Origin of the sequence: Solirubrum puertoriconensis (assembly GCF_001483135.1) — a bacterium.
Taxonomy (GTDB): domain Bacteria; phylum Bacteroidota; class Bacteroidia; order Cytophagales; family Hymenobacteraceae; genus Solirubrum; species Solirubrum puertoriconensis.
Genome location: NZ_LNAL01000008.1, coordinates 669695 through 696199, shown reverse-complemented (window position 1 = coordinate 696199; position 26505 = coordinate 669695). Strand labels below are relative to the sequence as shown.

Below are 26505 nucleotides of genomic sequence, written 5' to 3'. Positions count from 1 at the left end.
GCGCACCGGCAGACGCGCACGGGCGCAGCCCCCACGGCCGAGCGGCATCGGCAGGAAACTAGGACGCCGCAGCACCCGGACCGATGTCTTGGGATGCAAACAGAAAAGATAAGGGGCGCAGCAGTCCTGCCGCGCCCCTATCAAACTCTGACAAACGGTTCTATTGATACTTGGCCCAATTATCGACTAACCATTGCCATACTTATAGCGGCTCCGGATGTCGCAGGGCAGGCTTTCGCGGATTAAGCGCTTCGTTTTCTGCCCGGTGCTTTGCCTATCCAGTTGGAGGCGCGAGCAAGGCCGTTGATGAATCCCAGCATCTTGTATCCTTGTTGCCGGTCCAGCATGGCGTTGTCGGACAAGCTAGTCACGTTGGGGTTATCGCCTTCCTCCTTGGCGGTCAAGGCGTAGCGTTACTTAGTTTGGTTCAGATTGCTGCGGGTGAAAAAACCATAACAGCTGTGTTGAAAAATAGCGAGGTATTACTTGCGTTTATTGATTGATAGAGTGGACGCAAACTCGCATGGCATGCGGTCGTAGACCTGTTATTCCGGCTGGGCGTCTAGCATGAGGTCTGCGCCGAGCGCCAGCGCAACCGACGTTGGCACGGCGGAAAAAACATGGATGAGCGAGGCTTGCTTGTGGTGCGCTTCCAGGTGAGCCAGCCATTGGCGGTAACAGGAACGAAACTCTGCCAATGACTCCACCGACAGCACCGCATCCGGATTCGGGTTTACCCGCTCGGTTGCGTACGGCCCTCGCGCCGGTCTGCGCCCTGTTGACGAGCAAACTCGCGGCCGGACCTAGGGGAGCAGCGCAACGACTGCAAAGGGTAGTATATGAAGCAGCGATAGAAATAGCTGTTTTATCTTGCTAGAGGGGGTAAGAACAATGAAATAGTACAGTGATCTTGCTAGAACGCCCAGGCAATACAGCTAGGGTAAGCATTAACAGCCCTGCAGATTAGTGGGTGCCGGATCGGGATCTTACCCGCAAGACTCTAACCTTCTTAGGCCCACAAATAGGTGTCCGTAAAAGGCCTCTTGGAACACCCCAATGGAAATGCCTCCGATGGCTCTATTTGGGCCTTAGTGCTTTGTCCGTAAAACGACCGTTTAACGGACGGGTTTTAATAGCTTAGTGCACCGTTGTAATTCTTTGTCGAAAGTCATGCAGTACGCAACATTTGAAGATTTTTTATTCAAACTTCCAATCTACACCAAGGTTCAGGTGACTGACGCTAACTCCGAAGTGTTCCTCCTACTACTCACCTGCGGAAGCTCATTTTCTGAAACTGCTGTAGACGGGTACAATCCTTACCGAAGCTTAATCACTACTTATACCTGCAGGGGCAATAATGACCATGGCTTTGTGGATAGCCTTGTAGATGAAGGAGGCTACTTCCATGTTGATCTGACATGTAAGCGATACGCCGATGTCGTTCGTTTTTACTACATCTATGACGCAGCAGCACGTGAGTTTATGAAGGTGGGCCAATACCCCTCAATGGCAACTTATGAGCAATCTGCAGTAAAGCGCTATCAGCGCGCATTAAGTAAAGAGCATGCTACTGAATTCAGTAAAGCCATTGGTTTAAAGGCCCACGGCGTCGGTATAGGCTCGTTCGTTTATCTACGCAGAATATTTGAGCGCTTGATAGAAGAGGCCCATCAGGAAGCACTGAAAAGCCAGAACTGGGATGAGGAGGTATATATGAAAGCCAAGATGAATGACAAGATCTTGCTTCTGGAAGCGTACTTACCAGGCTTTCTTGTTGAAAGCAGGGTTATGTATAGCATTCTGAGCAAAGGCATTCATGAATTGTCGGAACAAGAATGCCTACACCATTTTGATGCAATAAAGGTCGGTATAGAGATCATTTTAGAAGAGCATATTGAGAAAAAGGCACGGGAACAGAGAATGGACGAGGCAAGAAAAGCCATAGCACAGGCTCATCAATTTCTTGGTAAGGATTCCACAAAATGAGAGTAGCTATCTACGCCCGTGTGTCGACCAAGGACAAGGGTCAGGATCCGGAGAACCAGCTTCTACTGCTGCGCGATTTTGCCGAGCAGCACGGCACTCTATATAAGGTGTTCACCGACGAGGCCAGCGGCGGCAAGGCTTCGCGGGCCAACTTCCAGGCCTTCCTGCTCGAGGCCTACCAGAAGCGCTTCGACCTGGTGGTGTTCTGGCGCCTGGACCGCTTCAGCCGCGAAGGCGCCCTGCCCACGCTCAAGTACCTGAAGGAGCTGAAGGAGCACGGCGTAGACTTCAAGTCCTACACGGAGCCGTACCTGAACAGCCTCGGGCCATGGGGCGACGTCATCGTCTCGATGCTGGCCACCATCGCGGCGCAGGACCTGATCAAGATTTCGGAGAACACCAAGGCGGCGCTGGCGCGGAAGAAGAAGGAAGGTGTGGTGCTCGGGCGTGCGGCCGTGCCGGTGGCCACGCAGGATAAGATCAAGGAACTTCGTGCTAGCGGAAGGTCAGTACGTGCTATTGCCGCTGAGCTGAACATCAGCAAGTCAGCTGTAGGAAAGTACGTTATTGCTATTAGCGGAAGCGCGGAAAAGCAATAACTTTGGGCAATTTCTAAATTTATTAGAAAGTTTTTGTGTTACTATTGCATGTAGGCTAGTCACTTGGCAGGAAAACCAATACCCAAGCCCTCTTTTCTTGATAAATGTATTTCTTGTGGAGCCATATCTGGACAAAAGCGTTGGCGCTCTGAGTCCGGAGATAGAATTTACACATGGGATTCACTGCACGGAGAAATAGAGGTTTTTAACAAACGAGGAAAGCACATAGCCGTACTTGATCCTCAAGGAAACGCAATCAAAGGTCCAGTTAAAGGAAGAACCATCGATGTATAACTTCGTGCAAAGCTGTCTTAACGGCGACGCCTTTCTCGATGAAATCGATGACTTCATCGATCAATGGCACGATAGCGATAGTGAAGAGCCTCTTCATGAATATCTTGGTTTGACCGAGAGGGAATACCTTCTATGGGTAGAAAAACCAGAAATTCTGCCTTTCCTCGTGACTGCTCATAAGGAGGATAAACCAGTAGGCGAGATACTCTCGCGTACTTTTATGTCCATGGCAGCTCGATCCGGAAGTATCGATAAAGCATTGGAGCTACAAGAATGGCTGAAGCAAAAGCATCTAATGGATTAGATGATGCTCCTGAAATAAAGTTGGCTCGCAAAATTCTGAAGAGGCATGGATTGAAACCGCCTTTTGACATGCGAGCATTGTTAGAAAAGTATGCTACTGTTTTATTCGATGATATACCCAATGTTGATGGTGTTTCATTGCATATTAAAGTGCCAGGAAAAACTCCAACAGTAGTTGTAAATAGAAATAAACCAGCTACTCGGCAGAATTTTACAATGGCTCATGAATTGGGCCATATTATTATTCCTTGGCATATAGGAACCCTTATAGCTGATAACGCAAATAGCTTTGTTATACCAGAGTCCATTTACGAGGCATCTCAAGCTTACTGGGGTATTGAGAACGAGGCGAATCGCTTTGCAGCAGAGCTTTTGATGCCTAGGGATTGGGTCCTTGAGCAAATAAACGAGCTGCCCGATTTAGCTAGGTTACATGAAGTTGTGACACTGCACTGCGGTGTTTCGCCTCAAGCCGCAGCCTATAGACTAGAGTCATTTTTACCCCCGCACATAGTCTATTGTGCTGAAGATTCAATGGTTCAGTATAGTGGGCGTACAATAGGAACTCATGCTTACGCTTTAACCAAAGGCGAGATGTTCCTTGAAGAGTTTATACCTAATTGCTACTTCCCTTATTGTAAGGCAAAATTCTCTTGGCGCTTAGGTGGAACAACTTTCCATTGGTGGATACTGCCCTCTATCATAGAAGTAGCTCCTGATGATAACAGAAATTGGCGGGAGGTACTGGAGAATATCATTATGGATATCAACCCACCACCTGGGGAAATAGATTTCCGATTATCAGTAAACGGTATAATTGCTGCTGCAAATGGTGAGCTTAAGCGGGCTAAGACCACGAAATATAGCGTTGAAAGCCTAATTGCTATAAGCTTTCAACGCTTTCATAACCGAGATGAACTAGCAAATTTTATTGCTCACCCAGACTTTAAAGTGTACGTTCAGAAGCGAGCAATCGAGTTGGTGCGAAAGCCTGAGAAGCGTAAAAGGCGAAGCAAATGAGTGTCTGTTGTTGCCACTAAATTTGCCACTGATTTTGCAAAAGGGCCTCTTTTTATATATAGAAGAGGTTTTTCGTTAAAATCTTTATTCCCGATGGGGGAAGCCAATTGGGACATTATGGGCAACTGTGGCGAATTGCAAATGCGTTTCTGAATAATCATCTCCCAGCTGTGCTACGGTAAGCAACTAGTCCAGTTTGCTGTCAGGATACAGTAGCGCAGAGCACCAAACACCGTTACGCGTTAAATTATTTAACTGTCTCGCTAAGCATCTCAGTAGTTTGGTATGCACCCGAGGCGCTGGCTACCAAAACTCCTGGGACAGCTTCTTTCGAACAAATTCATATCACCCAAGTGAAGCATTGCTCCTCAGCTATTTCGGGAACCCTGAATGATAATGTGTCTCTTGCAGGGTGATGAGATCTTATTGAAAATTGTATATGAGCAATGTCTCCTTAAACGGGGGCACTGCATGGATACGCAAGTAGGTGCTGAAGAGGTAAACCATAGGTTGATAAGGCGTTTTTTGCCCAGAGAAGCTTCTTTTGCTTGTTCCAACTGGATGCTAGGCATTTCAATTAGTCATTATTTACCGGTGACCGTAGCCGCAGCAGTGCAAGCTTAGATTCCGTGCACTGTTACTTTCGCCTCCGTTGGGTAGCTTCCAACCATACGGGATAGGAGTACCATAGCCCCAGCCGAGCGCCCATGCAGGCTTATGACTTGGAGTGGAAAAATTGCCTGGTGCCGCGTATATAGGAGCCAGGTTGCGGTAGAGCAGCGGCTAATCGCCTAGCGGAACAAACGGTACCACGAGCGTATACGGCGCGACCACCGGTTTGCCACGCAGCCGCCCCGGAGAAAACGGTTCAAGCAAGCTCGTCACCCGTAGCGCCTCGGCGTCGCAGGCAGGGTGCAAGCCTTTGCTCACCCGGGCCTCAGCCACGCGGCCCACTGTATCGATGGTCAACAGCACGAAGACCTTACCAGATACCTCCGCCCGGCGGGCGGGGTCGGGGTAACGAATGTTTGCCCGCAGAAAAGCCCTGAGCCCATCACTGCCGCCGGGATAGCTTGGATCTGATTCCAGGTACTCAGCTGCAGGTGTCGGTTCATCCACTTCGGCGCGATGAGGCGCAGGCGATAGTTTGGTGCTGGGGGGCGACTGATAGCCCGCAGTCGACGGGCGTTCCATAACTGGGTTCGTTCGTCCTCGCGCTTGGCCGATGACCCGGCTAGCGGGCTCCAACACCCAAAACTCGTGGTCGTCTTCGTGCAAGCCCAGCACGCTCAGCACCTTGATGTGCTCGTGTTGGGCCGAGAGGAACTGCACCGCCAATTGGTCGGGCATAGCTCGTCCGCCAAGTGCGCCCACAGCTCCTCGAAATCCGAACGCCCCACGTGGCGGCTCGTCGTATTCCAAAGTTTCTGTATTAATATGGGTGAATAGCCCCCCGCCGGCCGCTTCAATCTCCACGCGAATGGTTTTATCGATAGGGTTGTGCGTGGCAGTAATAAGAAGCGCTGGGGCACCGCTACGAGGATGCAAAATCCGGTATACGGTGATGTATCGACCCCCAGTTTGGCGCAGCGTACGAGTATAACGCACTGGAGTTGGCCGGTTCGTGCTGATTAAGTATTGGTAGCCACGGCCAGCTACTCCTGTCTTGGGCTGTGCAGACTGAGCCAGTACTTGGCCAACGAGGCTACATAACACCACCAGCCACAGGATTCGACGGTAAAGCATTTTGGCGCACTAAGTATGCGTAGTTGCCCAGTTCTTGGACCGCACAAACCTAAACTTTTTTACGGTTTGTAGACACATATGTCCACAAACGGATTTTATAGCTGCCGGAGCTTGCGCCGGTGAAGCAACCGGCCAGTGTACAAGCGTTTGGCAAGCATCTTCGCGCGTTGCGCGAGCGCAAGGGCTGGAGTCAACAAGCGCTAGCGGACGTGGCCAACATCACCAAGAAAACGGTCTATCGCATCGAGACCGGTCAGGTCTCCCCCACCCTGGACGTTTTGGTGTGCTTGGCGGAAGGGTTGGAAATGCCCTTGCCCGAGCTGGTGAACTTTTCCCCGCTCTAACGTGACCTGCCGATAGCCGGGACCGGGCGAGCACCTGCCGAAATTCTTGCTTTCTGGTGGGTTAAGCGGGTTTTTAGCACCAGCTGGAGCTAGGAACCCACCTGAACAATGCGTATCTTCCCCTCTCTTGCTGTTCGGCTGCGGTACGGCTACCGACGCGGGAGAGACGCCGCGCAGACGGTGTTAAATTATTTAACCAAACGCTATGGAAGAAGTCGGCAATATCACTGAACAAGAACTCGATCGGGATCTAATCAACCTGCACCTGCCCGAGCCGAAGAGCTATTTTGCCACCGAAGCGGAGCTCATTGCCCTCTACGGCGAAACCTTTTACTGCGAACTGCTGGGGTTAGGCAAGCAAGACTAGCCGTTTTTGGTAGTAACCATTGGCTAGCACTACATGTGTCAGCGCGTGAAGCATTCGTTCACAGGCTGGTAACGGAAACCAGAAGAACCAATTGATGTAAAATTTAGAACCGGTACAGGGGCAGCTCCGCACTTTGTGTGCAGTGCCCAAGGAGCCGGTAAACGTTGCTATGGTGCGCGGAGGTACGGATAGGCGGTTAAATAATTTAACTGCAAGCTGGTAGCGCAAGCAGCACTAAAAGTGGATCTGGAACTGCTGGTGCCACTTAAATTATTTAACCAGCTTTGGCTTCTTGGTGTGTTCACCTTCAATGCCTACGAGCGCGAGGCCGACATGCTATTAATAGCAATGCACTGCTACCATCTGGTCACTTTCCTATGGCTTATCTTGTTCTTAGAACTTGCCATGTGAGGCATCGCTTCGCTTGCCTGCCATACGTCCGCCACACAGGCCCGTTTTCTACCCAGGGTAAAGTAGATTCAGCAATAGAGAAAACAGCCAATAAATCCATTTTACAACACAGTTAGTAAGTTGGGAATCTGCTTAATTAAGCAGCCCCGGGTGATGTAAAAGGATTTTGGCAGCCGGTAATGCGGCTTGTTCTCGGGTACCATCGCGATTTTTACAAAACGGCGTTGAGCTTTCAACTTGCCGGCTTGTTGCAGGCGCTGTTCTATCTCGTGCCCTGTTGCAGCACTGACGTACCCAAACAAATCGGCTACGGCCGCACAGCTCAGGGTCAAATCGTAGTTAACCTTGAATTTTCCTAGGCGAGGAATAGAGGTCAGCTGTGCCTTCAGTTTGGCTAAGCGGTTGTAGCCGCGCATAGCCGCCCTGCGGGCTGCTTTCCCAGGGTTTTTATCGGTATCCCTCCGGTTCAGTTCAAAGTTTGCATGATTAGTCTCCAAAGCGTGCCGTTGGCGCGTGAGCGCCTCGCGGATCTCGGCAACTTGCCACTGGTTAAGCAGGTTACCGGTGACAGGAATGCGTAGCAGCTTCGCGCCACCTTTGCCTCGCACGGAAATGCCGAGTAGGCGAAACAGGGCATCGTAGCTGACCAAATTTAGCCGGCCTGGCTCGCGGCGAGCCAGGCCGGCCTTGGCTAGTAGCAAAAATCCTTTGTAGATGGTTTTGATAGCAATGCCGGTACGTTGCTGAATAAACGCAACCCATCGCTTTCCACCGAAAGCGCCTTCGATAGTTAAGGACTTGAGCCGATAGTAGAACAGCAACGCTCGCAAGAGCTGACCTTTGGGCAACAACTTTCCTTCATCCCGGTTGGCAGCTTGATAGGCTAACACCGGGATTTTCAGCACCGTCAAAGGAGAGGGCCGCCGCAGAAGAGAAGCCGCAGAGAGTCGTCGCAACGCACCAGCGTCGAGCGTTCCCGGTCTTTATGTCTGTACGGTCGGCGAGAGCACCCCAAGTAATAGTACTAGGTTGCAAGAACTCGTTATAGCAAAGTTATAGAAAATCAGGAATAGCTAGCCTAATTCGACGCATATGAAATTTGTGCAAATCAAGCACTTCAGGCTTATCAACTAAATTGAGCCTCTATTCGCAATTTCAATCACCAGGTTTCATCCTGTTCTTTTCCTCCTGTAGTATCTCAATGGCACAAGTGGGTCAGCCTTGTTTGCCTCACCAACTTCGATGCTGCTTGTAGTCTTTTTTTGTTCCGGCGAAGCTAAGTTCATATACTTGACCAAGTTCATTTTCGGATACAGGTTAATGTTGCTGCCGGGATACTTATAAGGCCTAAGAAGCTCATGACCTTTGACTTGTTTCTGCAGCCATGATAAGCTCTTCTTCAGTAGAGCGGCTGCATCCTTGCTGGTTAAGAGCTCTACTGGGGAAAGCGGCTTTTGCTCTGCTTCTGATACGTCGTCTTTTTGTTCTGCTGCGTCACTCTTTCCCAGGTTACTGAGCTGCTTCTTGGCATTTTCTAACCTATAAGGGACGTAGCTTTTCAACATTAGAACCAGCCTACTCATTGTCCTATCGATAACTCCTCTGCTATTGTTATCCTCTTGAAAGGTATTATGATTATAAAAAGAAGGTTCATAGTCATATCGTTGGTGCCAAATCCCCCCCTCTTTGTCAATTCTTCCCTCTTCGTATTCAGTGAGGAGGTACGTTAAGCACTCAACACGGCTTGTCAATGACATGCCACGTAAAGCAACATCAAGCGTGTCGCAGGGATCATTAACATCATCTAATCCCATCTGCAGCAATAAGCTTTCAAACTCTTTTACTGACGTACCCATAGGTGTTATTCAAATAAGTTACCGATGGAAGAAGTAGCCTTGTTGAGCTTCGTGTCCAGAATTTTGGCGTAAATCTGGGTTGTTTCCAATCTACTGTGAGCTAGTGCTTTTTGAACTAGCGAAATGTCTTCGCTTTGAAAGAGCAAAGCGGTAGCAAAAGTGTGCCGTCCACAATGCCAGGATATTTTCTTATTGATGCCGTTGGATAGCACCCACCGTTCGAGCTTCGTGTTCAAGTACAGAGAGTACTGCAATGGGAAAATGCGGTAAGTGGAGGCACCTATTTCCCCCATCATGCGGACAGCGAAGTCGCTTAACTCGAAAGACAGGCGCTTTTTGCCGCCGCTTTTCGCAATCGAAGTATCCAGTTTATTGCCCTGCACGTCCTTCCAAGTCAAACTTGTCAGGTCGGCCCATCGAAGCCCCGTTGCGCAGCAGAACAGGAAAGCCCGCTTCATCAGGTCGTCGCTCTGATTAGCTTCCCAATCCTTTACCAGGGCTTTCACTTCATCGGGTAGCAGGTAGTGGCGTTCAGGTGCAACGTAATTGAAGTTTTTGACGGTTGAAGCAGGGTCAGAAGTAATGATGCCTGCTTTATGGGCCATTGCAGACACCATCTTCAGTCTCTTCAAGTAAATCAGAGCGCAGTTGTTGTTGATACCCCGCTTGCCGTGAATGCGCTTGCTGTTCCAGTCCTTATTGTAGGCGACTAGTTGCTCTAAGTAGCATTTAAACTTTTCCACTAGTTGGGAGGTAAATTGCGCAAACGCTACGTCCGAGCCATAGTTGGCATTTACAAAACGCTCAAAGTGCTTGAAGCAGGCGTACGTGTTTGACTTGCAGCCGCGCTGTGTTTTACGACGCTCAGCCTCATCGCGGAAGTAAGCCAAAAAGCTTTGCGGAGCTTCGCTGCCCCTGCTTTCTACTGCTGATTGCTGCTGCCATTCGTAAGTACCTTCCAGCAATTGAAGCTCCAAACGTTTTAAAAGAATGTGAGCTTGGGCTTCCATTACCGCGTTGGCCTTTTTAGTGGCCTCGTCAGTACCCGGTCTTAAAATTAGTTGCGGCTCTTTAAAGGTTGGATACTCCCTTCTTCCCTTGTGGTAAACGTCGAAGAAGATTTGTTCGGAGCCGTCGCGGAGCTTGCGGTAGCGTATCTTTACGCCCATATCAGTAAGGTTTTTGTGACTTGTTACGCCTTGTTACTGAACGAAGCTAGTTCACTGTTACGCGTTACAAAAGCCTGTACAAAAACATGCAAAAGCCTGCAAAACGATGAAAAGCAATGACAATCTCTGCAAAGCCAAAAAACAGGCTGTCAATTGATTGCAGAAGAAAAAGCGCTTCATTGCCCTGCAATGTGGCTTTTGCTAACCGCTGCCCGTGCGGCTACTACAACCACCCCGACAAGGAGTGCGTGTGCGGCCCGGGCGTGGTGCAGCGCTACCTCAACAAGGTATCGGGCCCGCTGCTCGACCGCATCGACCTGCACGTGGAGGTAACGCCCGTTACCTTCGACCAAATGACGGAAACGCGCCGAGCTGAAAGCAGCGCTAGCATTCAGGAGCGCGTGGATAAAGCGCGCCAAGTGCAGGCCGAGCGCTTCAAGGACTTCCCGGATATCCACTCCAACGCCATGATGCCGTCGCAAATGGTGAAGGACATTTGCCAGATAAACCAAGCCGGGCGTACGTTGCTGAAAACGGCCATGGAGCGCCTAGGTTTGTCGGCCCGCGCCTACGACCGCATCCTGAAAGTTTCGCGTACCATCGCCGACTTGGCCGACTCCGACGAAATCCGCATCGAACACTTGGCCGAAGCCATTCAATACCGCTCGCTCGACCGCGAAGGTTGGGCCGGCTGATTTTATTTGCTGTCAGTAGTGAGCTGGCAGTTGTCGGCTCCCTTCGCCGGCAGCTGCCACTTTCTATTTGCACCCATGTTGTATCAGCACCTCCTGCGCCCCCTGCTTTTCCGCCTCAGCCCCGAGCAGGCGCACCACTTCACGTTCGAGGCCCTAGGTGCAGCGGGCAAACTGCCCTTTGCGCATGCCCTGCTTCGGAATCAGTTCGGCTACGAGCATCCCAACTTGGAGCGCGAGGTGTTTGGGCTGAAGTTTAAGAACCCCATTGGGCTGGCAGCCGGCTTCGACAAAAATGCGGTGTTGGTTGACGAGCTGGCGGCCCTAGGTTTCGGACACGTGGAGGTGGGCACCGTAACACCTCGGCCGCAGCCCGGCAACCCCACCCCTAGGTTGTTCCGGCTGCCTACCGACAAGGCTCTCATTAACCGCATGGGCTTCAACAATGCCGGGGCCGCGGCGGCGGCCGAACGCCTGCGCAAGCGCCGCACCGACGTAATTATCGGCGGCAACATCGGCAAAAACAAAGACACGCCCAACGAAGAAGCTGCGGCCGACTACGTGGCCTGCGTGCAAGCCCTGCACGACACCGTCGACTACTTCGTGGTGAACGTGTCGTCGCCGAACACGCCGGGGCTTCGGCAGTTGCAGGAGCGTGAGCCGCTGCTGGCACTGCTGCGCGAAGTACAGCGCGCCAACCACGCCCAACGCACGGCGCGGCCCCTGTTGCTCAAAATTGCGCCCGACCTGACGAATGAGCAATTGGATGATATCCTTGTCATTGTTCGGGAAGCGGGCCTGAACGGCGTGGTGGCCACCAACACCACTGTTGCGCGCAATGGCCTGCGCACACCTGCCAGCGAAGTAGAGCACATGGGCGCGGGCGGATTGAGCGGTGCTCCAGTGCGGGCGCGCAGCACCGAGGTCATCCGGTACTTACACCAACGCTCGGGCGGCACCTTGCCTCTCATCGGGGTGGGCGGCGTCTTTAGCCCCGACGACGCGCAGGAAAAGCTGGACGCCGGCGCCTCCTTGGTGCAGCTTTACACTGGCTTCATCTACGAAGGGCCGGCGGTGGTAGAACGCATGTGCCGCCAACTAGCGCGGCACATGCGCGTAGAACGGGGTTGAACGGAATTCGCTTAGGTGCTATTTTAGAACCTCAGGCATTTCCTCAATCACCTTTTACACCAATACACATTATGGGCAAAGGAGACAAGAAATCGAAACGCGGTAAACTCACGAAAGGCTCGTTTGGCAAAAAGCGGCCGCACAAAACCCGAAACAAAATTGCTTCGACGCCCAAAGCGGCGGAAGCGAAGTAAGCCACTCCCTCCGCGTCGGCAACCAAACGGCCCCGCTTCTGCGCGCAGAAGCGGGGCCGTTTGGTTGCAGTAGGTTACAGCTTTATGCCCGCCCGCCACTCAATTATATCGGCGGCGCCGCGGTGTACTTTCAGGTCGAGGGCGCCGAACAAACGGTCGGTAAAGTGGTATTTCAAACTAAGCCGCTCGTAGTAGAAGTTGTTGGATTTGTAGGGGTTGTAGAAGTAAAACCCTAGGTGGGTACCAAAAGCCAAACGGCCTAGCAGCAACTCGTGGCCGACGAACGCGCCGGCCTTTTTCACGTCTTGCAGCTTATCGGCATTGCGGGCCGTATCGCGCTGCTCGGCCAGTAACGAACGGTCGTAGAAGCCTTCGAGCCCAACCAGCAAATTGCTTTTGCGGTTGAGGCGGCGGCCGCCGGCCACGGTTACGGAGTTCACCCAGTAACGGCGCCGGTCCGACTCGTTGCGCTGTTTAAAGCCTACGCTGGTACTCAGGTTGACGAAGTTGCGTCCTAAGTCGGTAGGCTCGTCGGCGGGGTTGGCGGGCAGCGGCACAAATTGGCGCTGCCGGTGGTAATTGAGCCCCAGCACAACCGTTGGGATATTCACCCCTAGGTTGGGCTTGGCTGTAGCGCCGTTCGAGTAGTGGTTGAGCGCCACGCCCACCATCAGGCCAAGCTTGGGCGTGAGGGCCACGTCGTACTCGGCGCGGGCTTGCAAGGTGGCGTTCAGCCGCGAGCTAACGAATAGGTTTTTGTGGTTGGTTTCGCGGTCGAATGCCTTTGGGAAATACCCAATGCCGGTTCCTAGTCGGAAGCTTAGCTCCTGCCGCGGGGTGCGCCACACGGCCTTGCTCAGGTACACCGTGCCGGCGTACGATTTTCCCATTGCCGAGTTGTGGTAATCGTAGTACACCAGCGCTACGCCCACTTTGGGGTAGCGGTACCATGCGTGCCACGGCTGCGTGCCGGTTAGCTGGCGTTGCAGGTTAAGTTCGAGGCCCGTGGGATGGGCCGTTACGAGGTGCTTAACCCTAGGCGAGTGCGCAATGATGAAGCCGCCTTGTGCATACAAACCTACCACCACCGGCTGCACTGCCCTAGGTGCCTGCGCCCACGCACTGCCCCACCCCGGCAACACCAACAACAATACAACAAGGCGCCGAAGAGCAGCAGGCATAAGCAGAGTAAACTAGATCAGCTACAAAAATAAATAGCCGCCGTTTACGCAGCAGGTTAATGCTTATGAATGAGCCTTGTGCATGCGCCCTCGAGCTTGGATATAGTTAATAAGAAATTAATAATACAACTGATCCGCAACATTGTGCAAGTGCATCTGCGTAAGAGGCGCTGTAATCAGTTGGCAGTATTCGGTCATCGACAGCGAATCCAGTGCAGTAACTGCCTCCCATTTCCAAACACGCAACAACATTCCACGACTATGAAAAAGGTTTTTGCCCTCGCGTTTGCACTAGCCGGTACTACCGCTGCCTTTGCTCAAGGCCAAACCAGCCTTGGCATCGGTGTTAAAGTAGGCGGTACGTATTCCAACGTATCGGGCGACAACGTGCAGCAGCTTACAGGCCCCGGCTACAGCTCGGACTTAGGCGACTACAAGCTGGGCTACAACGCCGGTCTGACGTTTAACCTGCCCGTGAGCAGCGACGGCTTCTTCTCTATCGCACCGGAAATCCTGTACAACCGCAAGGGCTACGAGATTCAGTCGGAACAGACTACGGGGCTGGCCAGCAACGTATCGAAGGTTGAGATTGAGCAGCAGCGCGTGCTACACTACATTGACGTGCCGGTAATGGCGCGCATCAATGCGGGTGGCCTCTTCTTCGAGGTAGGCCCACAGGTGAGCTACCTGTTCGGCTCGAAAAACAAATCGGAAACGACCACCAAGTACCGGGATGGCACCAAGGATAAAGTGGAAGAGAACAACGGCTTCCGCGACTACACCGGCATTTCGCGCGACGAGGCTTACAAATCCGACTTGTCCCAGTTCGACATCAGCGGTGTAGCCGGCGTAGGCTACATGATTCCGGACGCGGGCATTAGCCTGAACCTGCGCTATGCCCGCGGCTTCAACTCGCTGATCGACAGCAAAGACGCCGACAACGAGCCCAAAGCCTTCAACAACGCCTTTACGCTGCAGTTGGGCTACTTGCTGCCCCTAGGTCGCTAAGCTCACTAACCTCCGCAACACCTATTGCCATGAACCGCCTCGGTTGAGGCGGCTCATTTTTTTTATCAGATTTTCTGCGAGTTAGCTCAACAACGGAGGCTATTTCAAATCTGCAGGGGCGGGTTGGCACGTTTATGGCCTTCAAACTGCCACACGCAGTTCCTTTTTCTCCACCTAAAACTGCCTTTTCACCATGAAAAAAGCTGTTTTTGCTTTCTCCGCTCTCGCTATTGCTGCACTGGCCGCTCCGGCCGCCCACGCTCAGGGCGTACGCCTCGGTTTCCGGGCTGGTGCCAACTATTCCAACCTCGCTGGCGAGGTTCAGAACGAGAGCATCTACAATAACAAAATCGGTTTTATGGGCGGCGTAATCCTCAACGCCGACCTCACCGGCGACGGATTCTTCTCGGTGCAGCCCGAAATACTATACTCGCAGAAAGGCTTCGAAAACAAGCCCACTACCTACTCCAGCACGCTGCTAGGAGCCGGTTTTGAAGAAAAGCGCGAGGGTAAGGTAAATTACAACTACCTCGACGTGCCGGTGCTGGCCAAGTTTAACGCCGATGGTTTTGTGTTTGAGGCCGGCCCGCAGTACTCCTACTTGCTCAGCTCGAGCAACGAAAGCAAACTTTCGCGCCGTACGCTGCCCAACGGCACCTTTCAGGAAGTACGTGAGAGCGAAGACCAAAACGACGTAAGCGGCCTGAAGCGCAGCGAGTTGGGCTACGTGGCCGGTGTAGGCTACCAAACCGAGAGCGGTTTGGGCTTTGGCCTGCGCTACACGGGTGCTTTCAGCGACTTCGTGAAGCCGGAAAACGGCACCTACTTCCAGGGCGACCTAAAGAACGCACGCCACTCGGCCTTCCAGCTTTCGGTGAACTACCTGTTCCTTGGTAAGTAACCCGTCGCCTGCCCCTCTTCTGAGCTATGAAACGCGCCCGGCTTCCGCAAGGAGGCCGGGCGCTTTAGTTCTTGATTTATAAGCGTTTTGATGCAACATGTGGTTTGCGTAATGGTTCTTGTAGTTGTGGCGTGAGCCATCTACGCTCTTTTACTTCTAACCATTTTACCGCTATGAAACACTTTGTCTTTGTTCTGACATTCCTTGCCCTCGCTACGCTGAGCGCCCAAGCACAAGGCATTCGCTTTGGGGTGAAAGCCGGGGCTAATTACTCCAACCTGGCCGGCGACGTAGTGGATGAAGACCGCTACGAAAGCAAGTTTGGTGTGCACGGCGGCCTAATGCTGAACGTGGGCCTGGTTGATGACGGTTTTCTTTCGCTGCAACCCGAAATCTTGTTTTCGCAGAAGGGCTTCAAATACGCCGACCGCGACGTGACCATTGGCAACGACCGGCTTCGCTTCACTGGCAAGCTCACTTACAACTACCTTGATGTGCCGGTACTGCTAAAGATCAACGCCGGCGGTTTGTTCTTCGAAGCCGGTCCGCAGTTTGGGTACCTGCTCAGTGCCAGCGACGATATTGAGGTAACCCGCAACGGCCAAACCCAAACCTCGTCGCAAAACTACTCCGACCTCGACGACGTGAAGCGTACCGAAGTAGGCTACGCCGCCGGGTTGGGCTTTCAGGCCAAAAGCGGCCCCATGATTGGCCTACGCTACAACGGCTCGTTCACCGATTTTGCCGACGACGGCTACCAAGGCGACGAATTTCGCAACGCACGTAACTCGGTGTTCCTGTTATCGGTAGGCTTTATGTTTGGCGGCGATTAGGCAGCCTAGGTGCTGCTGGCAACGTATAGCGCCTACAAGCAGCCGGGGCCGCTTTGCCCCTGGCTGCCTACTTTCGCGCAGTACTTTTACCAGTAGCCATGAAAAAATTGATATTCTCCGCAGCCACCCTCCTTGCCGTGGCTGCTAGCGCTTCAGCTCAGGATGTAAAGCTCGGACTGAAAGCTGGGGTTAACCTTGCAACGTACTCTGGCGAAGACGTCAACAATCAGAAGTACAATACAGGAGCGCACGCAGGCGTAGCCTTCAACTTTGGCTTTTCTGATCTGCTCTCGTTTCAGCCCGAATTGTTGTACTCGATGAAGGGGGCTGAGTACGAGCCCGCGGGGCAAAACATAAAATACAAAGAAACGCTGCACTACATAGACGTGCCGCTGCTGCTTAAAATCAATGCCGATGGTCCGTTCTTCGAATTAGGACCTCAGGTAGGCTTTCTAGCAGCAGTGAACCGCGAAAGCACGGTTACTTCTGGTGGCGTTAGCTCCACGCTCAAGGACAAGAACAAAGACGATTTCAACACCGTGGACGTGGGATACGTTGCTGGCCTTGGCTGGCAGTTCGAGTCCGGCCCCAGCATCGGGCTTCGCTATAATGGCAGCTTGGTTCCGGTGCGCAAAGCAGCTAACGGCGACCGTTCGAAGGGCTTCAACTCCACATTCATGTTGTCGTTGGGGTACTTCTTTGGCGAATAGCATTTTGCCTTCCGCAACAAAACCGGGCGGCTCCGTAGTAACGGAGCCGCCCGGTTTCTTTTTATAGTTTTGGTTGTTGGCTGGCATGGCCAAGCTCTATTTACCCGCATTCTGTTGCGCTACTTCTTCGCTCCCGGTACCGGGCCCTGTCCGGTTTTGCCCTACCAAGGGTTACGTTCGCTCAAATACCTAGGGGCCGGCTTGCTGCTGCTTGTGCTGCCACCAATTGCCCCTGCGCAAGCACAATTAAACTTTAAAGTGGGCCTCCGGGGCGGTGGCAGCTTTGCTAATGCTGCCGGGCCCGATGCTGCTAAGCGCAAAGTACGCTTGGCCTACCACGGCGGTATTACCACGCAGTTGCTGCTGGGTAAATATTGGTCGGTGGGGCCCGAGGTGCTATACTCGGTAAAGGGCGACAATACCTTGCAATACGGCCCGAGCATTGGTGCCGAGCTTTCGTACCTCGAGGCTCCGCTGCTTGTCCGCTACACCCGCGACGACGCCTTTATTGAGGTTGGCCCCTATGCTGCTTATCTGCTGCGAACCCGTCAAAACGATACGTTGATGACGGTAGCCCTAGGTACAGCACCCACCTACGAGAAGCTTGATTACGGCGCCGTGTTGGGCATCGGCTACCAAGACCCTGGCGGCTTCAGCCTGAGCTGGCGCTACGTGGCTGGCTTAGCTGATGTGTACCCTAAGGGGTTCGTCAATCCTGGTGAGCGAGTGCGCCTGCGCAACAGCGTAGTGCAGTTCACGCTGGGGTACCGCTTCAACGATTTTTCGGGGCTGAAGAAAATCAGGCTTAACCCTTTTAAACGGCGAGCTAAGAGAAATACCGACGCTACTTCTTAATTGACAAATATTTAAATCAGCGTGCCAGATAAGTTACGGCCCGCAGCTGCTCGATATATAGGATAAAATGAATTTTTGGCCAAGTTTTGAAGAAAAGCTCAACAACGTTCGGCATTCAACCAAGAGTAAGCTCGCTCCTAGGTTGCCACAGCTCAGCTTTCTCTCTCAACAACCTATGAAGACACATTATTTTTCTTGGCCGCCGCTTAAGGTTTAACCACCGCCGCGCAAGCTCAAAATGGCGTGAAGGGCGGCGCCATCCTGGCCACCTTCGCCAATACCAACATTACGACGGGTACTAGCAGCAAGCTTGGGGCTATGGGCGGTATCTGATACAACATTCCCGTTAGCTCCGACGGCTTTTTCTCGGTGCAGCCCGAGGTGCTTTATGTACTGAAAGGCTAAAAGTGGAAAGCCGGAAATCTGAAGCGCTTCGACCATGTGCATTACGTTGATGTTCCCGTGTTGGCCCGCATCAACGCCGATGGGTATGTGTTCGAGGCTGGACCGCAGTTTGGCTACCTCGCCGGTGCCAACTGCGAACAGCAAACCGCCAACCAAGGCACAGTTCAACGGTACCGATGGCTACGACCGTTTTGATGTGGGCTACGTTGCCGGTGTGGGTTATCAACTGAGCAGCGGCCCCACTTTGGGCGTACGCAATAACAGTGGTATTACGCGGGCTACGGGCACAGCGCGCAATTCAGTGTTTCAGCTGTTTGTGGGCTATACTTTCGGCAGCAACTAACTGCGCTAACACGCAAAGCGGTCCGGCTTTCCGCCTAGGGAAAGCCGGGCCGCTTTGCGTGTAGGCCGAAGAGCTAAGCCCGCTTAGGCTTGTTGCTCTTGCATGAGGCGGGCGTAGTGCTGGTAGAACAGCGGAATCGTCTCGATGCCTTTCATGAAGTTGAATACGCCATACTTCTCGTTGGGCGAGTGAATGGCGTCGGAGTCGAGGCCGAAACCGAGCAGTACCGAATCAACGCCTAGCTCGCCCTTGAACATGGCCACGATCGGGATAGAGCCGCCGCCGCGCGTGGGGATGGGCTTCTTGCCGAAGGTATCTTCCATGGCCATGCTGGCGGCGCGATACGCTACCGAGTCGGTGGGCGTAACCACGGGTTCGCCACCGTGGTGGGGCTTTACTACTACCGTCACGCCCTCGGGCGCGATGCTCAAGAAGTGTTGCTGAAATTTCTGGCTGATTTCCTCCGAGGTTTGGTTAGGCACCAAGCGCATCGAAATTTTGGCGTAGGCCTTCGAGGCAATTACCGTTTTGGCGCCCTCGCCGGTGTAGCCACCCCAAATGCCGTTCACGTCGAGCGTGGGCCGGATGCTGGTGCGCTCAAGGGTGGTGTAACCCTTCTCGCCGTAGGTAGCGGGCAGGCCGATGCTCTCTTTGTACTCCTCTTCGTTGTAGGGCGCCTTGTTCAGCTCGGCACGCTCCGCTTCCGACAGCACTTGCACGTTATCGTAGAAGCCGGGAATGGTGATATGGCCGTTCTCGTCGTGCAAAGAGGCAATCATCTTGCACAGCGCGTTGATGGGGTTGTGCACGGCACCGCCGTACAGGCCCGAGTGCAGGTCGCGGTTGGGGCCGGTTACCTCTACTTCGTGGTAGCTCAGGCCGCGCAAGCCCACCTCAATGCTGGGCGTTTCGTTGTTGATGATGCCCGTATCGGAAAGCAGCACCACGTCGGCGCGCAGCTTCTCTCTGTTCGAGCGCACGAAGATGCCTAGGTTCTCGGAGCCTACTTCTTCCTCGCCCTCAATCATCACCTTCACGTTGCAGGGCACGCCGCCGTTCTGGTTGAGCACCTCGAAGGCTTTTACGTGCATGTACACCTGGCCTTTGTCGTCGCAGGCGCCGCGGGCGTAGATGTTGCCGTCCTTGATAACCGGATCGAATGGGCCCGAGGTCCAGAGCTCGTACGGGTCGGCGGGCTGCACGTCGTAGTGGCCGTACACCAGCACCGTAGGCAGCGCAGGATCGATCAGCTTTTCGCCGTAGACAATAGGGTTACCAGCCGTGGGGCACAGCTCCACGTTGTCGAGGCCTACTTCTTCGAGGCGCGTTTTGAGGTACTCGGCGGCACGCAGCACATCGCCGTGAAACTTAGGATCGGCCGAAACCGACGGAATGCGGAGCCAATCGAGCAGCTCGCTCAGGAAACGATCTTGGTTTTCGGTGAGGAAGTTCGAGGTCATCAGCAGATGGGAAATAACAGGAATGCAGAGGGCTGTAAAGGTAACAGCCGGGCGGGTTTGAAGAATCAGGTTTACTTCCGACCAAACAACGGCACACGGCTTTCGGTACCGGCCCGCAGGCGGCCAATATTAGCGCGGTGTGTGTAAACCAGCAGCGCAGCCAGCACAAAGCCTACATAAATTAGGAAGTCTTGCGGCGGCCGGAATGCGGGCAACAGTTGCAACAGCGCGAAAGCCATGCCGGCCGTCATGCTGCTGAGCGACACGTAGCGCGTGAGCAGCAGCATGATGATAAATATGAGCAGGCACACACCCACGGTGGCCGGCGCAACGCCCAGCATCATACCCAGCACAGTAGCCACGCCCTTACCGCCCCGAAATTGCGCAAACACCGGGTAAATGTGCCCAACAATGGCCAGCACCCCGCAAGCCAAGCGGTAGTACACCTCGTGCTCGGGGTTGATGGCACCTAGGTTTACCATGAGCATGGGCAGGAAGTAAGCTGCCACAAAGCCTTTCAAGGCGTCGACGAAGAGCACAAACGAACCTGGCTTTTTGCCCAACACGCGAAAGGTGTTGGTGGCGCCGGCGTTGCCCGAGCCGTGCTCCCGCACATCAATGCCGTAGAAGCGGCGGCCTACCCACAGGGCAGTTGGGATGGAGCCGAGCAGGTACGCCAGCACAAGCAAGGGTAGAACTACAGCCAAATTCATAGCGGGGAAAGATGGAAACAGTCAAATATAGCTAGCTAACGCAGGCTCGGCCGTGCAGGATGGCGGTTTTCGGCAAAACCAACACTCTGCGCCCAAAAGCAAAACAGCCACACCCTAGGTGGGCGTGGCTGTTGCGTGGTTAGGCAGCTCGGATCAGGTGTCGCCGAAGGGGTCGTCTTCCGCCTTCTTCTTCGACTTCTTGTCCTTCTTCGGAGCCTCCTCTTGCTTCGGCTCTTCGGTCGGGGCGGCTTCTTCTTTCTTCTTCTTATCCTTCTTGCTGGGCTCGGCTACCGGCTCATCGGCTGCGGCCGGGGCTTCGTCCTTTTTCTTCTTGTCTTTCTTGGCTGGCTCTTCGGCCGGTGCAGCGTTGGTGTCGCCGAAGCCATCGGTTGCAGCCGCCTCGTCTTTCTTCTTTTTCTTTTTGCTGGCGGGTTCCGCGTAGTCAATCGGGCCTTCATCGGCGGCCGGAGCAGCTTCTTCCTTCTTCTTTTTCTTCTTGCCAGGCTCCTCCATGAAGTCGAAGTTGCCCGTGCTCTGCGGACGGCTTACTTGCTTTTGCGGCTTGGTTTCGCCTAGGTAGTCTTTGCGGAAGTGGTTTACAAAGAGAATCTTTTCTTGCTCATCACCCAGGAAGAAGCCAAAGTTGGTGGCCGTGTTGTAGTCGCCCTTGGCCGCCCGACCTAGGATTTCGTCGAACTCGCCGTGCTGGGCTTTGGCCAGCAGCTTGTTCTCGGAGTACTTAAAGTAGTACCAGGTTTCGGGGTCGGCTTCGAGGTACAGCTCCACGGCGTCGCCGGTGCTTTCTTTCTTGATTTCGATGTAACCATCGACCAAGGCATTGATGTCCTTTTTACCGATGCTCACCAAGCCAATTTTGCCTACCGAGTACCACGAGTTGTGCTTGTTCGACCACTTCAGGTTCACTTTGTTCAGCACAATGTCGTGCAGGAACTTGCTCGACACCTTCTGCAGCGGCATGTAGCTGCCGCCTTTACGGTTGGCGTACTCGTTGATGGTTTTTGACCCGGCAAACTCGCCCAGCTTGTAGTACTCGTCCTGGGTGCTAGTTAGCGCCTCGGGCAAGCCCTTCGAGTACTTGGCCATATCGGCCGCCATGGCCTCAAAAGCTTTGTCGGGGAAGTTCAGGTTGAAGGCCATCATCGCATCGATGTTGTAGCGGCTCGAGTCGGTGTTGGCTTTGCCGATGCCCGAGGCAATGATGCTGTAGTCCTTGTTTGAGTTGATCAGGTTCAGCTTACCACGGAAGCCCAGCAGCCCGGTCGTGTCGTTCAGCGTCAGCACCGAGCCCTCGTAGATTTCGGTGTTCAGCGCATCGTGCTGGCTGATGGTGTACACGCGCTTCTTGGGGTCGTAGGTGAGCGTGCCGCCTACCTCGAAGAAGTTGCCATCGGTAACGTTGGGCTTGGCGGCTACAAACAGCGGATACGGCTTGCCGGTGCCTTCGTTGGCAAACAAGCCCGTGAGCATGGGTGTCCCGTCTTCGGCCTTGGTTTCCTTTAAGTGAATCTTGACGAACTGCGGGTCGATACTATCCTGCACCGGGAACCACCCGGCCTGCGCCTGCTGCTTGCTGAACTCGAGGCGGGCCTGTCCGTCGAAGGCAAAACCTTTGCGCTGCGAGTTCATCGTCATGGCGCCGCGGTACTGGATGCGAGGTGCAATCCGGAATTTGTCGGCAGCCTTGATGTCGGCCTGTGCCAAGGTGGGCAGGCGCTCTGGGCCTTCGTCGTTGCCGCGGCTTAGCAAGCCGCTGCGCTTCTTGCCTTCCCCTTTCACGCCAGCTATACTGGTCGAGTCGGTGCGGAAGTTGCTGAACTTGATAGCAAACGAGTCAGTAGGTGTTTTGTAGCGGTAGAGCGCATTACCGGTGAAGGCCAAGCGCGACAGCACCTTGATTTCGCCTTTGTAGAGCTGGTGAGGGCGCTGCAGCGTATCCAGCGTGATGCCCGCGTTCTGGAAGGCGCGCATCTCGGCATTGGGCAGCACATATACCTTGTTCGAGTCAGGCTGAATCCAGGCATCGGCGGCGGCAATGTAAGGCACACCGTAGGCTACCAGGCGGTACTTGTTCAGGTCGTACACACCGGTGGCAGCCCGGAAGCGCAGGCCCTTCTGCTCGGGCTTAACCGAGTAGAAGTAAGCTGTGGTCGAGTCCTGGCCTGGGGCAACACGCAGCTGTACCGACTTTTTCTTGAAATCCCAGCGGCCACCGCTCAGCGAAGTGCGGTATTGCGAGTACGGTAGCTCGATGGTGGTTTTGGCGTTCTGCTCGCGCGTGAAATCGGCGTACCCGCGCTTGATGTCGTAGGTAAAGGCCACGTCGGGCGCGGTAAGGGCAGGCTTGTTCGGCTCCGACGACTTAACGCTTACTACCGAGTTGTTGCCTTTGTACTGCGTGGGTAAGAAAGTAAACGAAGGCGAACGAATAACCGACTGCTGGCTTTCCATCCGGCCCGTGCCATACAGGCCTTTGGGGGTAAGCGTAGCTACTCCTTTGTATTGGTAAGTACCGTCGTAAAAGCGCATAGACTCGCCGCCGGGCGGCGTCGATAGGTACATTGAGTCGGCTTTTACCACCCATTTCATCTGGTAGCCGGGCAGCAAGGCCACCTTTGGGTACTCGGCCCCGTTCAGCGGCCCCTCCTTGATTTGGGCCGTCTTGCCCACCGTCACTACCGAGTCCTTATAGAAGATGAACTGGTCGCTTTGCAGGGTGCTCGAGAGGTAGGTCATTTCGCCCACGCCCTGGATACCGCGGTTACTCATGCGCACTTGGTTGAACAGGCGGCCTTTGCCCCCGTACACCGGGAAGCCATCCTTCGGCACGGCGTAGGTGAAACCTAGGGAGCCGTCGTCCTGCATCGAGAGCTTCGTTTTGATATCCGGCAGGATACCGCCCGACACAAACGTTCCCTTAAAGCCCACCGCCGTTCGGTTGGCGTTGTTCAGCGAGTCGAGCTTAAAGGGCGGAATATCAAAGTAGATTGTGGTGTCGTAGGCGCCGCCCAATACCTCGGGCTTGTTGAAGAACACGTATGCACCCGTGGTAGCATCGAAGGTGGGATAAGCACCTAGCTTTTTGCGGCCCGATTTGTTGTTGGGCGCGTTGATGTAGAGTCGGCCGGCCGAGTGGCGGTCTTTGTTCGTCAGCGTGAAGTCGGTTTCCTTACGTGCCCGCATCACCGAACCTTTCGAGTTCTTCCCCTTCACAATGATGGAGTCGATCTTGAACATGTCGATGTAGAAGCCGTCGTAATCAAACTTGAACTCCTTGCCCTTGAACACGAAGGCCGAGGCCACTACCGTACCGTTAAACTCGATGTTGCGGTTCTTCTGCACGCGCACAATGGCCGAGTCGGGCTTTACAAACACGGCAATTGAGTCGTCGGAGAAGTTAAACTTGTCGACGCCCCGCACCGTGAGCACGTTGCTGTTCAGGTTCAGTGAGGCGTTACGCCCGTTCGGCGCCAACGATTTGATGGCAATGTGGTCGTAGTCTTTTTTACCCCGCGACGAGTTAACGTAGTGCATTGCCTTGGGCAGCAACGTGATGTCGCTGTTCACGGGACTGATGGACACGTAACCGTCGCGCGCGAGGCCGGCTACCGCCGAGCGCACGTTGGCTTCTTTGAGGTTAAGCGACTTAGCTAAGTCCTGCACCGCAAAGCGCTTGGCATTGCCGTGCGACTGGCTGTAGCCCACCACCATTTGCAGCGGGTGCATCTTGTTGATGCCCTTAATCTGCTGGTAGCGCGTGTTGGTGTAGAATTCCTTCGACTCAAAATCGGCGGTAACCTGGTTTTTGGCCGTGAGGGTCTGGAAATCGATGTTAGGCGTGGCGAGGTTCCATTTGGCCTGCTCCGCCGCTATTTCCATTTGGTGGTATGAGTCGTAATAGGGCGTGGTTTTATACAGGCCTTCTTCGCGGGCCATTACCAGTACGCGGCGGGGCTTCGAGTACTTCAGCTTCACGCCGGGGTGGGTGAGCGAGTCTACTTTATCCTCGAAGATGGTGATGGCAGCACGGTCGGCAGTAATCAGCGTATCGCCGAGCATGTAGCTGCGCGAGGCTGCCCGGAAGCGCGGCTTGCCATCGAGCTCCACGGTGATGCGCGACAGCGAACCATCGAGCGTGGAGCTGTACATCTGCTTGCCGTTCAGCGAGAAGCCACCCTGGTACTTAATGTTCTCGCCGATGTTCTTGATGCGGGCATCGTTGGTGAGCGACACGAACCTAGGGAAACCCGTGTCGGCGCCGTTTTTCTTCTGCACGCTTTTGTAAGCCATAGCACCTTTTACGGGCGCCTCCAGCACAGCTGCATAGGTAAGCGTAACCGGCTCGGCTTTAAACTGCGGCTTATTCACGTCCATATCAAACGGGCCCAGCTCAGCCGAGAGCGGGTTGCCGTTGAGTTGCCAGTTGAAAGTACCGCCCTGCCCCACGTACTTGCCCGTAGTGGTTACGAGCGAGCCGCTGGTTTTCTGAATCACCACCGAATCGTAGGCGGTGGCAATGAGCAAGTCGGCATCCTTCAGCACCACCACGGGGCCTTTGGTGCTGGGCGGCGCGTAGTAACTGCTGTAAGCCGGGGCCTGCGGTTCGGGCTCTGGCTCGGGTTCCTTTACCTCGGCAGCAGGCTGCGTAGCGGTTTTGGCTGGCGTGGCAGCAGTGATTTTTTTGGCGGGCGCGGCTTTTTTCTTCACGGGCGTACCCCAACCATCGTCGGAGCCCCAGCCACCACCGGTGTCCCAACCGCCCGTGTCCCAACCATCCCAGCCGCTGCTTTTCTTCTTAGCAGCAGGCTTGGCGGCCGGTTTCGCAGCGGGCTTGGTTGCAGCTTTGGGCGGCGTAGCAGCGGGCTTGAGTGGCTCGGGGGTAATAGGGGCCGGTACGTCGGCGGGCTTGGGCGCGGGCGGCGTGGGGTAGTCGGTGTCGTTGTAGGCAAACGTCACCAAGGTGTTGCTGCTTAGCTTAAGCCGGTTGTAGCGCGAGGTATACAGCTCGCGGGTTTTCAGGAACTGCGTGCTGGAGTTCACAAACTTTTCCAGCTCTTGCAAGTCCTGTTGTGCCAGCGCTTTGCCCGTCACCTCCAGCAGCTGATCGGTTTGCAGGTCATTGAGCGCCAGTTGCCCCTGCTTGGCCGCTACAACCAGGCCGATAAAGGCCTCTAGGTGTGGACGTGGCTTTAAGCGGCGGGCCTGCATCTTGCGCGCCAGCTCAATGATTTTCCCTTGCTGCGTAGTGGTTAGCTTATTGCTAGCCCAGAGTTGCCGAAGTTGCTCGGTAAGCGCAATAGCTGGGGCGTTTTTGGTGGTAGCCATAAGGGCTACTACCTCCCCGATAAACTGCTCGGCATCGGTACTAAAGGGTGTGGTGCTGTAGCGTACTACAGGCGAAATAGATGGAGTAGGATTTGTGGCTGGCTGTTGTGGCTTGGTAGTTTGGGCCCGGCTGGTGGCAGCCGAACCCCACGCCAACAACGCGCAAAGCCCCCATGTGGCGAAGTGCTTCATACAAATGCCCTCAAGGCAAAATGAGTCGCCTACAATTTCGGTAAAATTTGGCGCATTCATTGGAACTCAGTAGTCAACCAATTGAAAATCCACATTTTACATTGAATGCATCCAAGTAGTAAATGTGGAATATTCGAAGGACTACAACGCTCTTCGAAGTATTTTATTAGTTAACTCGTCCTAGGTATTTTGCTTTGCCTCAATGTAAAGCAACTCTATGGCACCTAGGGCAAAAGCACACGCCCGGCTGGCGGCACGAAGCCACCAGCCGGGCGTATTAAGTAGACAGTAGATGAGTTAGCCTATTTGCACCTGCCAGCTTATTCAATTATGAGGCGCTGAGCCTGCGGTCCGCTGCGCACCAGGTACACGCCGCTCGGCAGTGCGGCGGGCAGCTGTAGGCAGCATCGGCCGTTAGCTGTTGCATTGCCGGTAGGCACCCTGCACCA

General features: G+C 54.1%; 25 protein-coding genes and 2 pseudogenes. 16 read left to right on the top strand and 11 right to left on the bottom strand.

The window, feature by feature from the left end; all coding sequences use genetic code 11:
- Positions 1 to 242: 242 nt before the first annotated feature.
- On the bottom strand, positions 243 to 404 hold the full coding sequence (locus ASU33_RS21525; protein ID WP_160328232.1) for a hypothetical protein: 162 nt from the start codon (positions 402 to 404) through the stop codon (positions 243 to 245).
- A 141-nt stretch (positions 405 to 545) separates the two neighbouring features.
- Positions 546 to 722, bottom strand: a pseudogene (locus ASU33_RS21960) (hypothetical protein); the annotation flags it as partial.
- 448 nt (positions 723 to 1170) lie between these two features.
- Here ASU33_RS21960 and ASU33_RS17185 point away from each other — a divergent pair.
- The 5 genes from ASU33_RS17185 (at position 1171) to ASU33_RS17170 (ending at position 4202) form a co-directional block, all read left to right on the top strand.
- Complete coding sequence (locus tag ASU33_RS17185; RefSeq protein ID WP_059072057.1) at positions 1171 to 1986, top strand: hypothetical protein; 816 nt, start codon at positions 1171 to 1173, stop codon at positions 1984 to 1986.
- Positions 1983 to 2585: a recombinase family protein gene (locus ASU33_RS17180; RefSeq protein WP_059072056.1), complete on the top strand. Its 603-nt coding sequence runs from the start codon at positions 1983 to 1985 to the stop codon at positions 2583 to 2585. The genes ASU33_RS17185 and ASU33_RS17180 overlap by 4 nt, the downstream gene beginning before the upstream one ends.
- Positions 2586 to 2648: 63 nt before the next feature.
- On the top strand, positions 2649 to 2879 hold the full coding sequence (locus tag ASU33_RS21955; protein WP_078063221.1) for a colicin E3/pyocin S6 family cytotoxin: 231 nt from the start codon (positions 2649 to 2651) through the stop codon (positions 2877 to 2879).
- Entirely contained in the window at positions 2821 to 3183 is a 363-nt protein-coding gene (locus ASU33_RS17175) for a hypothetical protein (protein WP_059072055.1), read from the top strand. Before ASU33_RS21955 ends, ASU33_RS17175 begins: the two co-directional genes overlap by 59 nt.
- A complete protein-coding gene (locus ASU33_RS17170) occupies positions 3153 to 4202 on the top strand; it encodes an ImmA/IrrE family metallo-endopeptidase (protein WP_078063219.1) in 1050 nt (349 codons plus the stop codon). Before ASU33_RS17175 ends, ASU33_RS17170 begins: the two co-directional genes overlap by 31 nt.
- Positions 4203 to 4985: 783 nt before the next feature.
- Here ASU33_RS17170 and ASU33_RS17165 read toward each other — a convergent pair.
- Complete coding sequence (locus tag ASU33_RS17165) at positions 4986 to 5810, bottom strand: energy transducer TonB (protein ID WP_160328230.1); 825 nt, start codon at positions 5808 to 5810, stop codon at positions 4986 to 4988.
- Positions 5811 to 6067: 257 nt separating this feature from the next.
- Between ASU33_RS17165 and ASU33_RS17160 the strand changes: the two genes are divergently transcribed.
- Both ASU33_RS17160 and ASU33_RS21515 read left to right on the top strand, forming a co-directional pair.
- Positions 6068 to 6292 (top strand): helix-turn-helix domain-containing protein, encoded by a 225-nt coding sequence (locus ASU33_RS17160; protein ID WP_059072052.1) that lies wholly within the window; start codon positions 6068 to 6070, stop codon positions 6290 to 6292.
- A 205-nt stretch (positions 6293 to 6497) separates the two neighbouring features.
- A complete protein-coding gene (locus ASU33_RS21515; RefSeq protein WP_160328229.1) occupies positions 6498 to 6659 on the top strand; it encodes a hypothetical protein in 162 nt (53 codons plus the stop codon).
- 512 nt (positions 6660 to 7171) lie between these two features.
- Here ASU33_RS21515 and ASU33_RS17155 read toward each other — a convergent pair.
- The 3 genes from ASU33_RS17155 to ASU33_RS17145 all read right to left on the bottom strand — a co-directional run bounded on the left by ASU33_RS17155 (position 7172) and on the right by ASU33_RS17145 (position 10095).
- Positions 7172 to 7975: a hypothetical protein gene (locus tag ASU33_RS17155; RefSeq protein ID WP_149867281.1), complete on the bottom strand. Its 804-nt coding sequence runs from the start codon at positions 7973 to 7975 to the stop codon at positions 7172 to 7174.
- Between the two features lie 264 nt (positions 7976 to 8239).
- The gene (locus tag ASU33_RS17150) at positions 8240 to 8926 is read right to left on the bottom strand and encodes a hypothetical protein (RefSeq protein ID WP_059072050.1); all 687 of its coding nucleotides are present in this window, start codon (positions 8924 to 8926) and stop codon (positions 8240 to 8242) included.
- A 5-nt stretch (positions 8927 to 8931) separates the two neighbouring features.
- The gene (locus ASU33_RS17145) at positions 8932 to 10095 is read right to left on the bottom strand and encodes a site-specific integrase (RefSeq protein WP_059072049.1); all 1164 of its coding nucleotides are present in this window, start codon (positions 10093 to 10095) and stop codon (positions 8932 to 8934) included.
- A gap of 137 nt (positions 10096 to 10232) precedes the next feature.
- Here ASU33_RS17145 and ASU33_RS17140 point away from each other — a divergent pair.
- The 3 genes and pseudogenes from ASU33_RS17140 to ASU33_RS21060 form a co-directional block, all read left to right on the top strand.
- Positions 10233 to 10790 (top strand): annotated as a pseudogene (locus ASU33_RS17140) (magnesium chelatase subunit ChlI family protein); the annotation flags it as partial.
- A gap of 78 nt (positions 10791 to 10868) precedes the next feature.
- Positions 10869 to 11918 (top strand): quinone-dependent dihydroorotate dehydrogenase, encoded by a 1050-nt coding sequence (locus ASU33_RS17135; RefSeq protein ID WP_059072773.1) that lies wholly within the window; start codon positions 10869 to 10871, stop codon positions 11916 to 11918.
- Between the two features lie 71 nt (positions 11919 to 11989).
- Positions 11990 to 12112 carry a 30S ribosomal protein THX gene (locus ASU33_RS21060; protein ID WP_078063217.1) on the top strand — a complete coding sequence of 41 codons (123 nt, stop codon included), beginning with the start codon at positions 11990 to 11992 and terminating at the stop codon, positions 12110 to 12112.
- A gap of 74 nt (positions 12113 to 12186) precedes the next feature.
- On the opposite strand, the gene ASU33_RS17130 is transcribed toward ASU33_RS21060, so the two are convergent.
- Positions 12187 to 13293, bottom strand: a complete 1107-nt coding sequence (locus tag ASU33_RS17130; protein ID WP_078063216.1) for an acyloxyacyl hydrolase — start codon at positions 13291 to 13293, stop codon at positions 12187 to 12189.
- Between the two features lie 261 nt (positions 13294 to 13554).
- Between ASU33_RS17130 and ASU33_RS17125 the strand changes: the two genes are divergently transcribed.
- The 5 genes from ASU33_RS17125 to ASU33_RS17105 all read left to right on the top strand — a co-directional run bounded on the left by ASU33_RS17125 (position 13555) and on the right by ASU33_RS17105 (position 17600).
- The gene (locus tag ASU33_RS17125) at positions 13555 to 14301 is read left to right on the top strand and encodes a porin family protein (protein WP_059072047.1); all 747 of its coding nucleotides are present in this window, start codon (positions 13555 to 13557) and stop codon (positions 14299 to 14301) included.
- A 193-nt stretch (positions 14302 to 14494) separates the two neighbouring features.
- Positions 14495 to 15202: a porin family protein gene (locus ASU33_RS17120; protein WP_059072046.1), complete on the top strand. Its 708-nt coding sequence runs from the start codon at positions 14495 to 14497 to the stop codon at positions 15200 to 15202.
- Positions 15203 to 15375: 173 nt separating this feature from the next.
- Positions 15376 to 16035, top strand: a complete 660-nt coding sequence (locus ASU33_RS17115) for a porin family protein (RefSeq protein WP_059072045.1) — start codon at positions 15376 to 15378, stop codon at positions 16033 to 16035.
- Positions 16036 to 16133: 98 nt separating this feature from the next.
- A complete protein-coding gene (locus tag ASU33_RS17110) occupies positions 16134 to 16745 on the top strand; it encodes a porin family protein (protein WP_059072044.1) in 612 nt (203 codons plus the stop codon).
- A 213-nt stretch (positions 16746 to 16958) separates the two neighbouring features.
- A complete protein-coding gene (locus ASU33_RS17105; protein WP_160328228.1) occupies positions 16959 to 17600 on the top strand; it encodes a porin family protein in 642 nt (213 codons plus the stop codon).
- Positions 17601 to 17813: 213 nt separating this feature from the next.
- Here ASU33_RS17105 and ASU33_RS21335 read toward each other — a convergent pair whose 3' ends face one another.
- Positions 17814 to 18041: a hypothetical protein gene (locus tag ASU33_RS21335; protein ID WP_149867280.1), complete on the bottom strand. Its 228-nt coding sequence runs from the start codon at positions 18039 to 18041 to the stop codon at positions 17814 to 17816.
- An 88-nt stretch (positions 18042 to 18129) separates the two neighbouring features.
- Between ASU33_RS21335 and ASU33_RS17100 the strand changes: the two genes are divergently transcribed.
- Positions 18130 to 18348, top strand: coding sequence for a hypothetical protein (locus tag ASU33_RS17100; protein WP_149867279.1), 219 nt, complete (start codon positions 18130 to 18132; stop codon positions 18346 to 18348).
- 83 nt (positions 18349 to 18431) lie between these two features.
- Here ASU33_RS17100 and ASU33_RS17095 read toward each other — a convergent pair whose 3' ends face one another.
- From ASU33_RS17095 to ASU33_RS17085, 3 genes are all read right to left on the bottom strand, one after another.
- Positions 18432 to 19808, bottom strand: coding sequence for a dipeptidase (locus ASU33_RS17095; protein ID WP_059072041.1), 1377 nt, complete (start codon positions 19806 to 19808; stop codon positions 18432 to 18434).
- 71 nt (positions 19809 to 19879) lie between these two features.
- Positions 19880 to 20521, bottom strand: coding sequence for a glycerol-3-phosphate 1-O-acyltransferase PlsY (gene plsY / locus ASU33_RS17090; protein ID WP_059072040.1), 642 nt, complete (start codon positions 20519 to 20521; stop codon positions 19880 to 19882).
- 153 nt (positions 20522 to 20674) lie between these two features.
- Positions 20675 to 26056 carry a hypothetical protein gene (locus ASU33_RS17085; protein ID WP_149867278.1) on the bottom strand — a complete coding sequence of 1794 codons (5382 nt, stop codon included), beginning with the start codon at positions 26054 to 26056 and terminating at the stop codon, positions 20675 to 20677.
- Positions 26057 to 26505 lie beyond the last annotated feature (449 nt).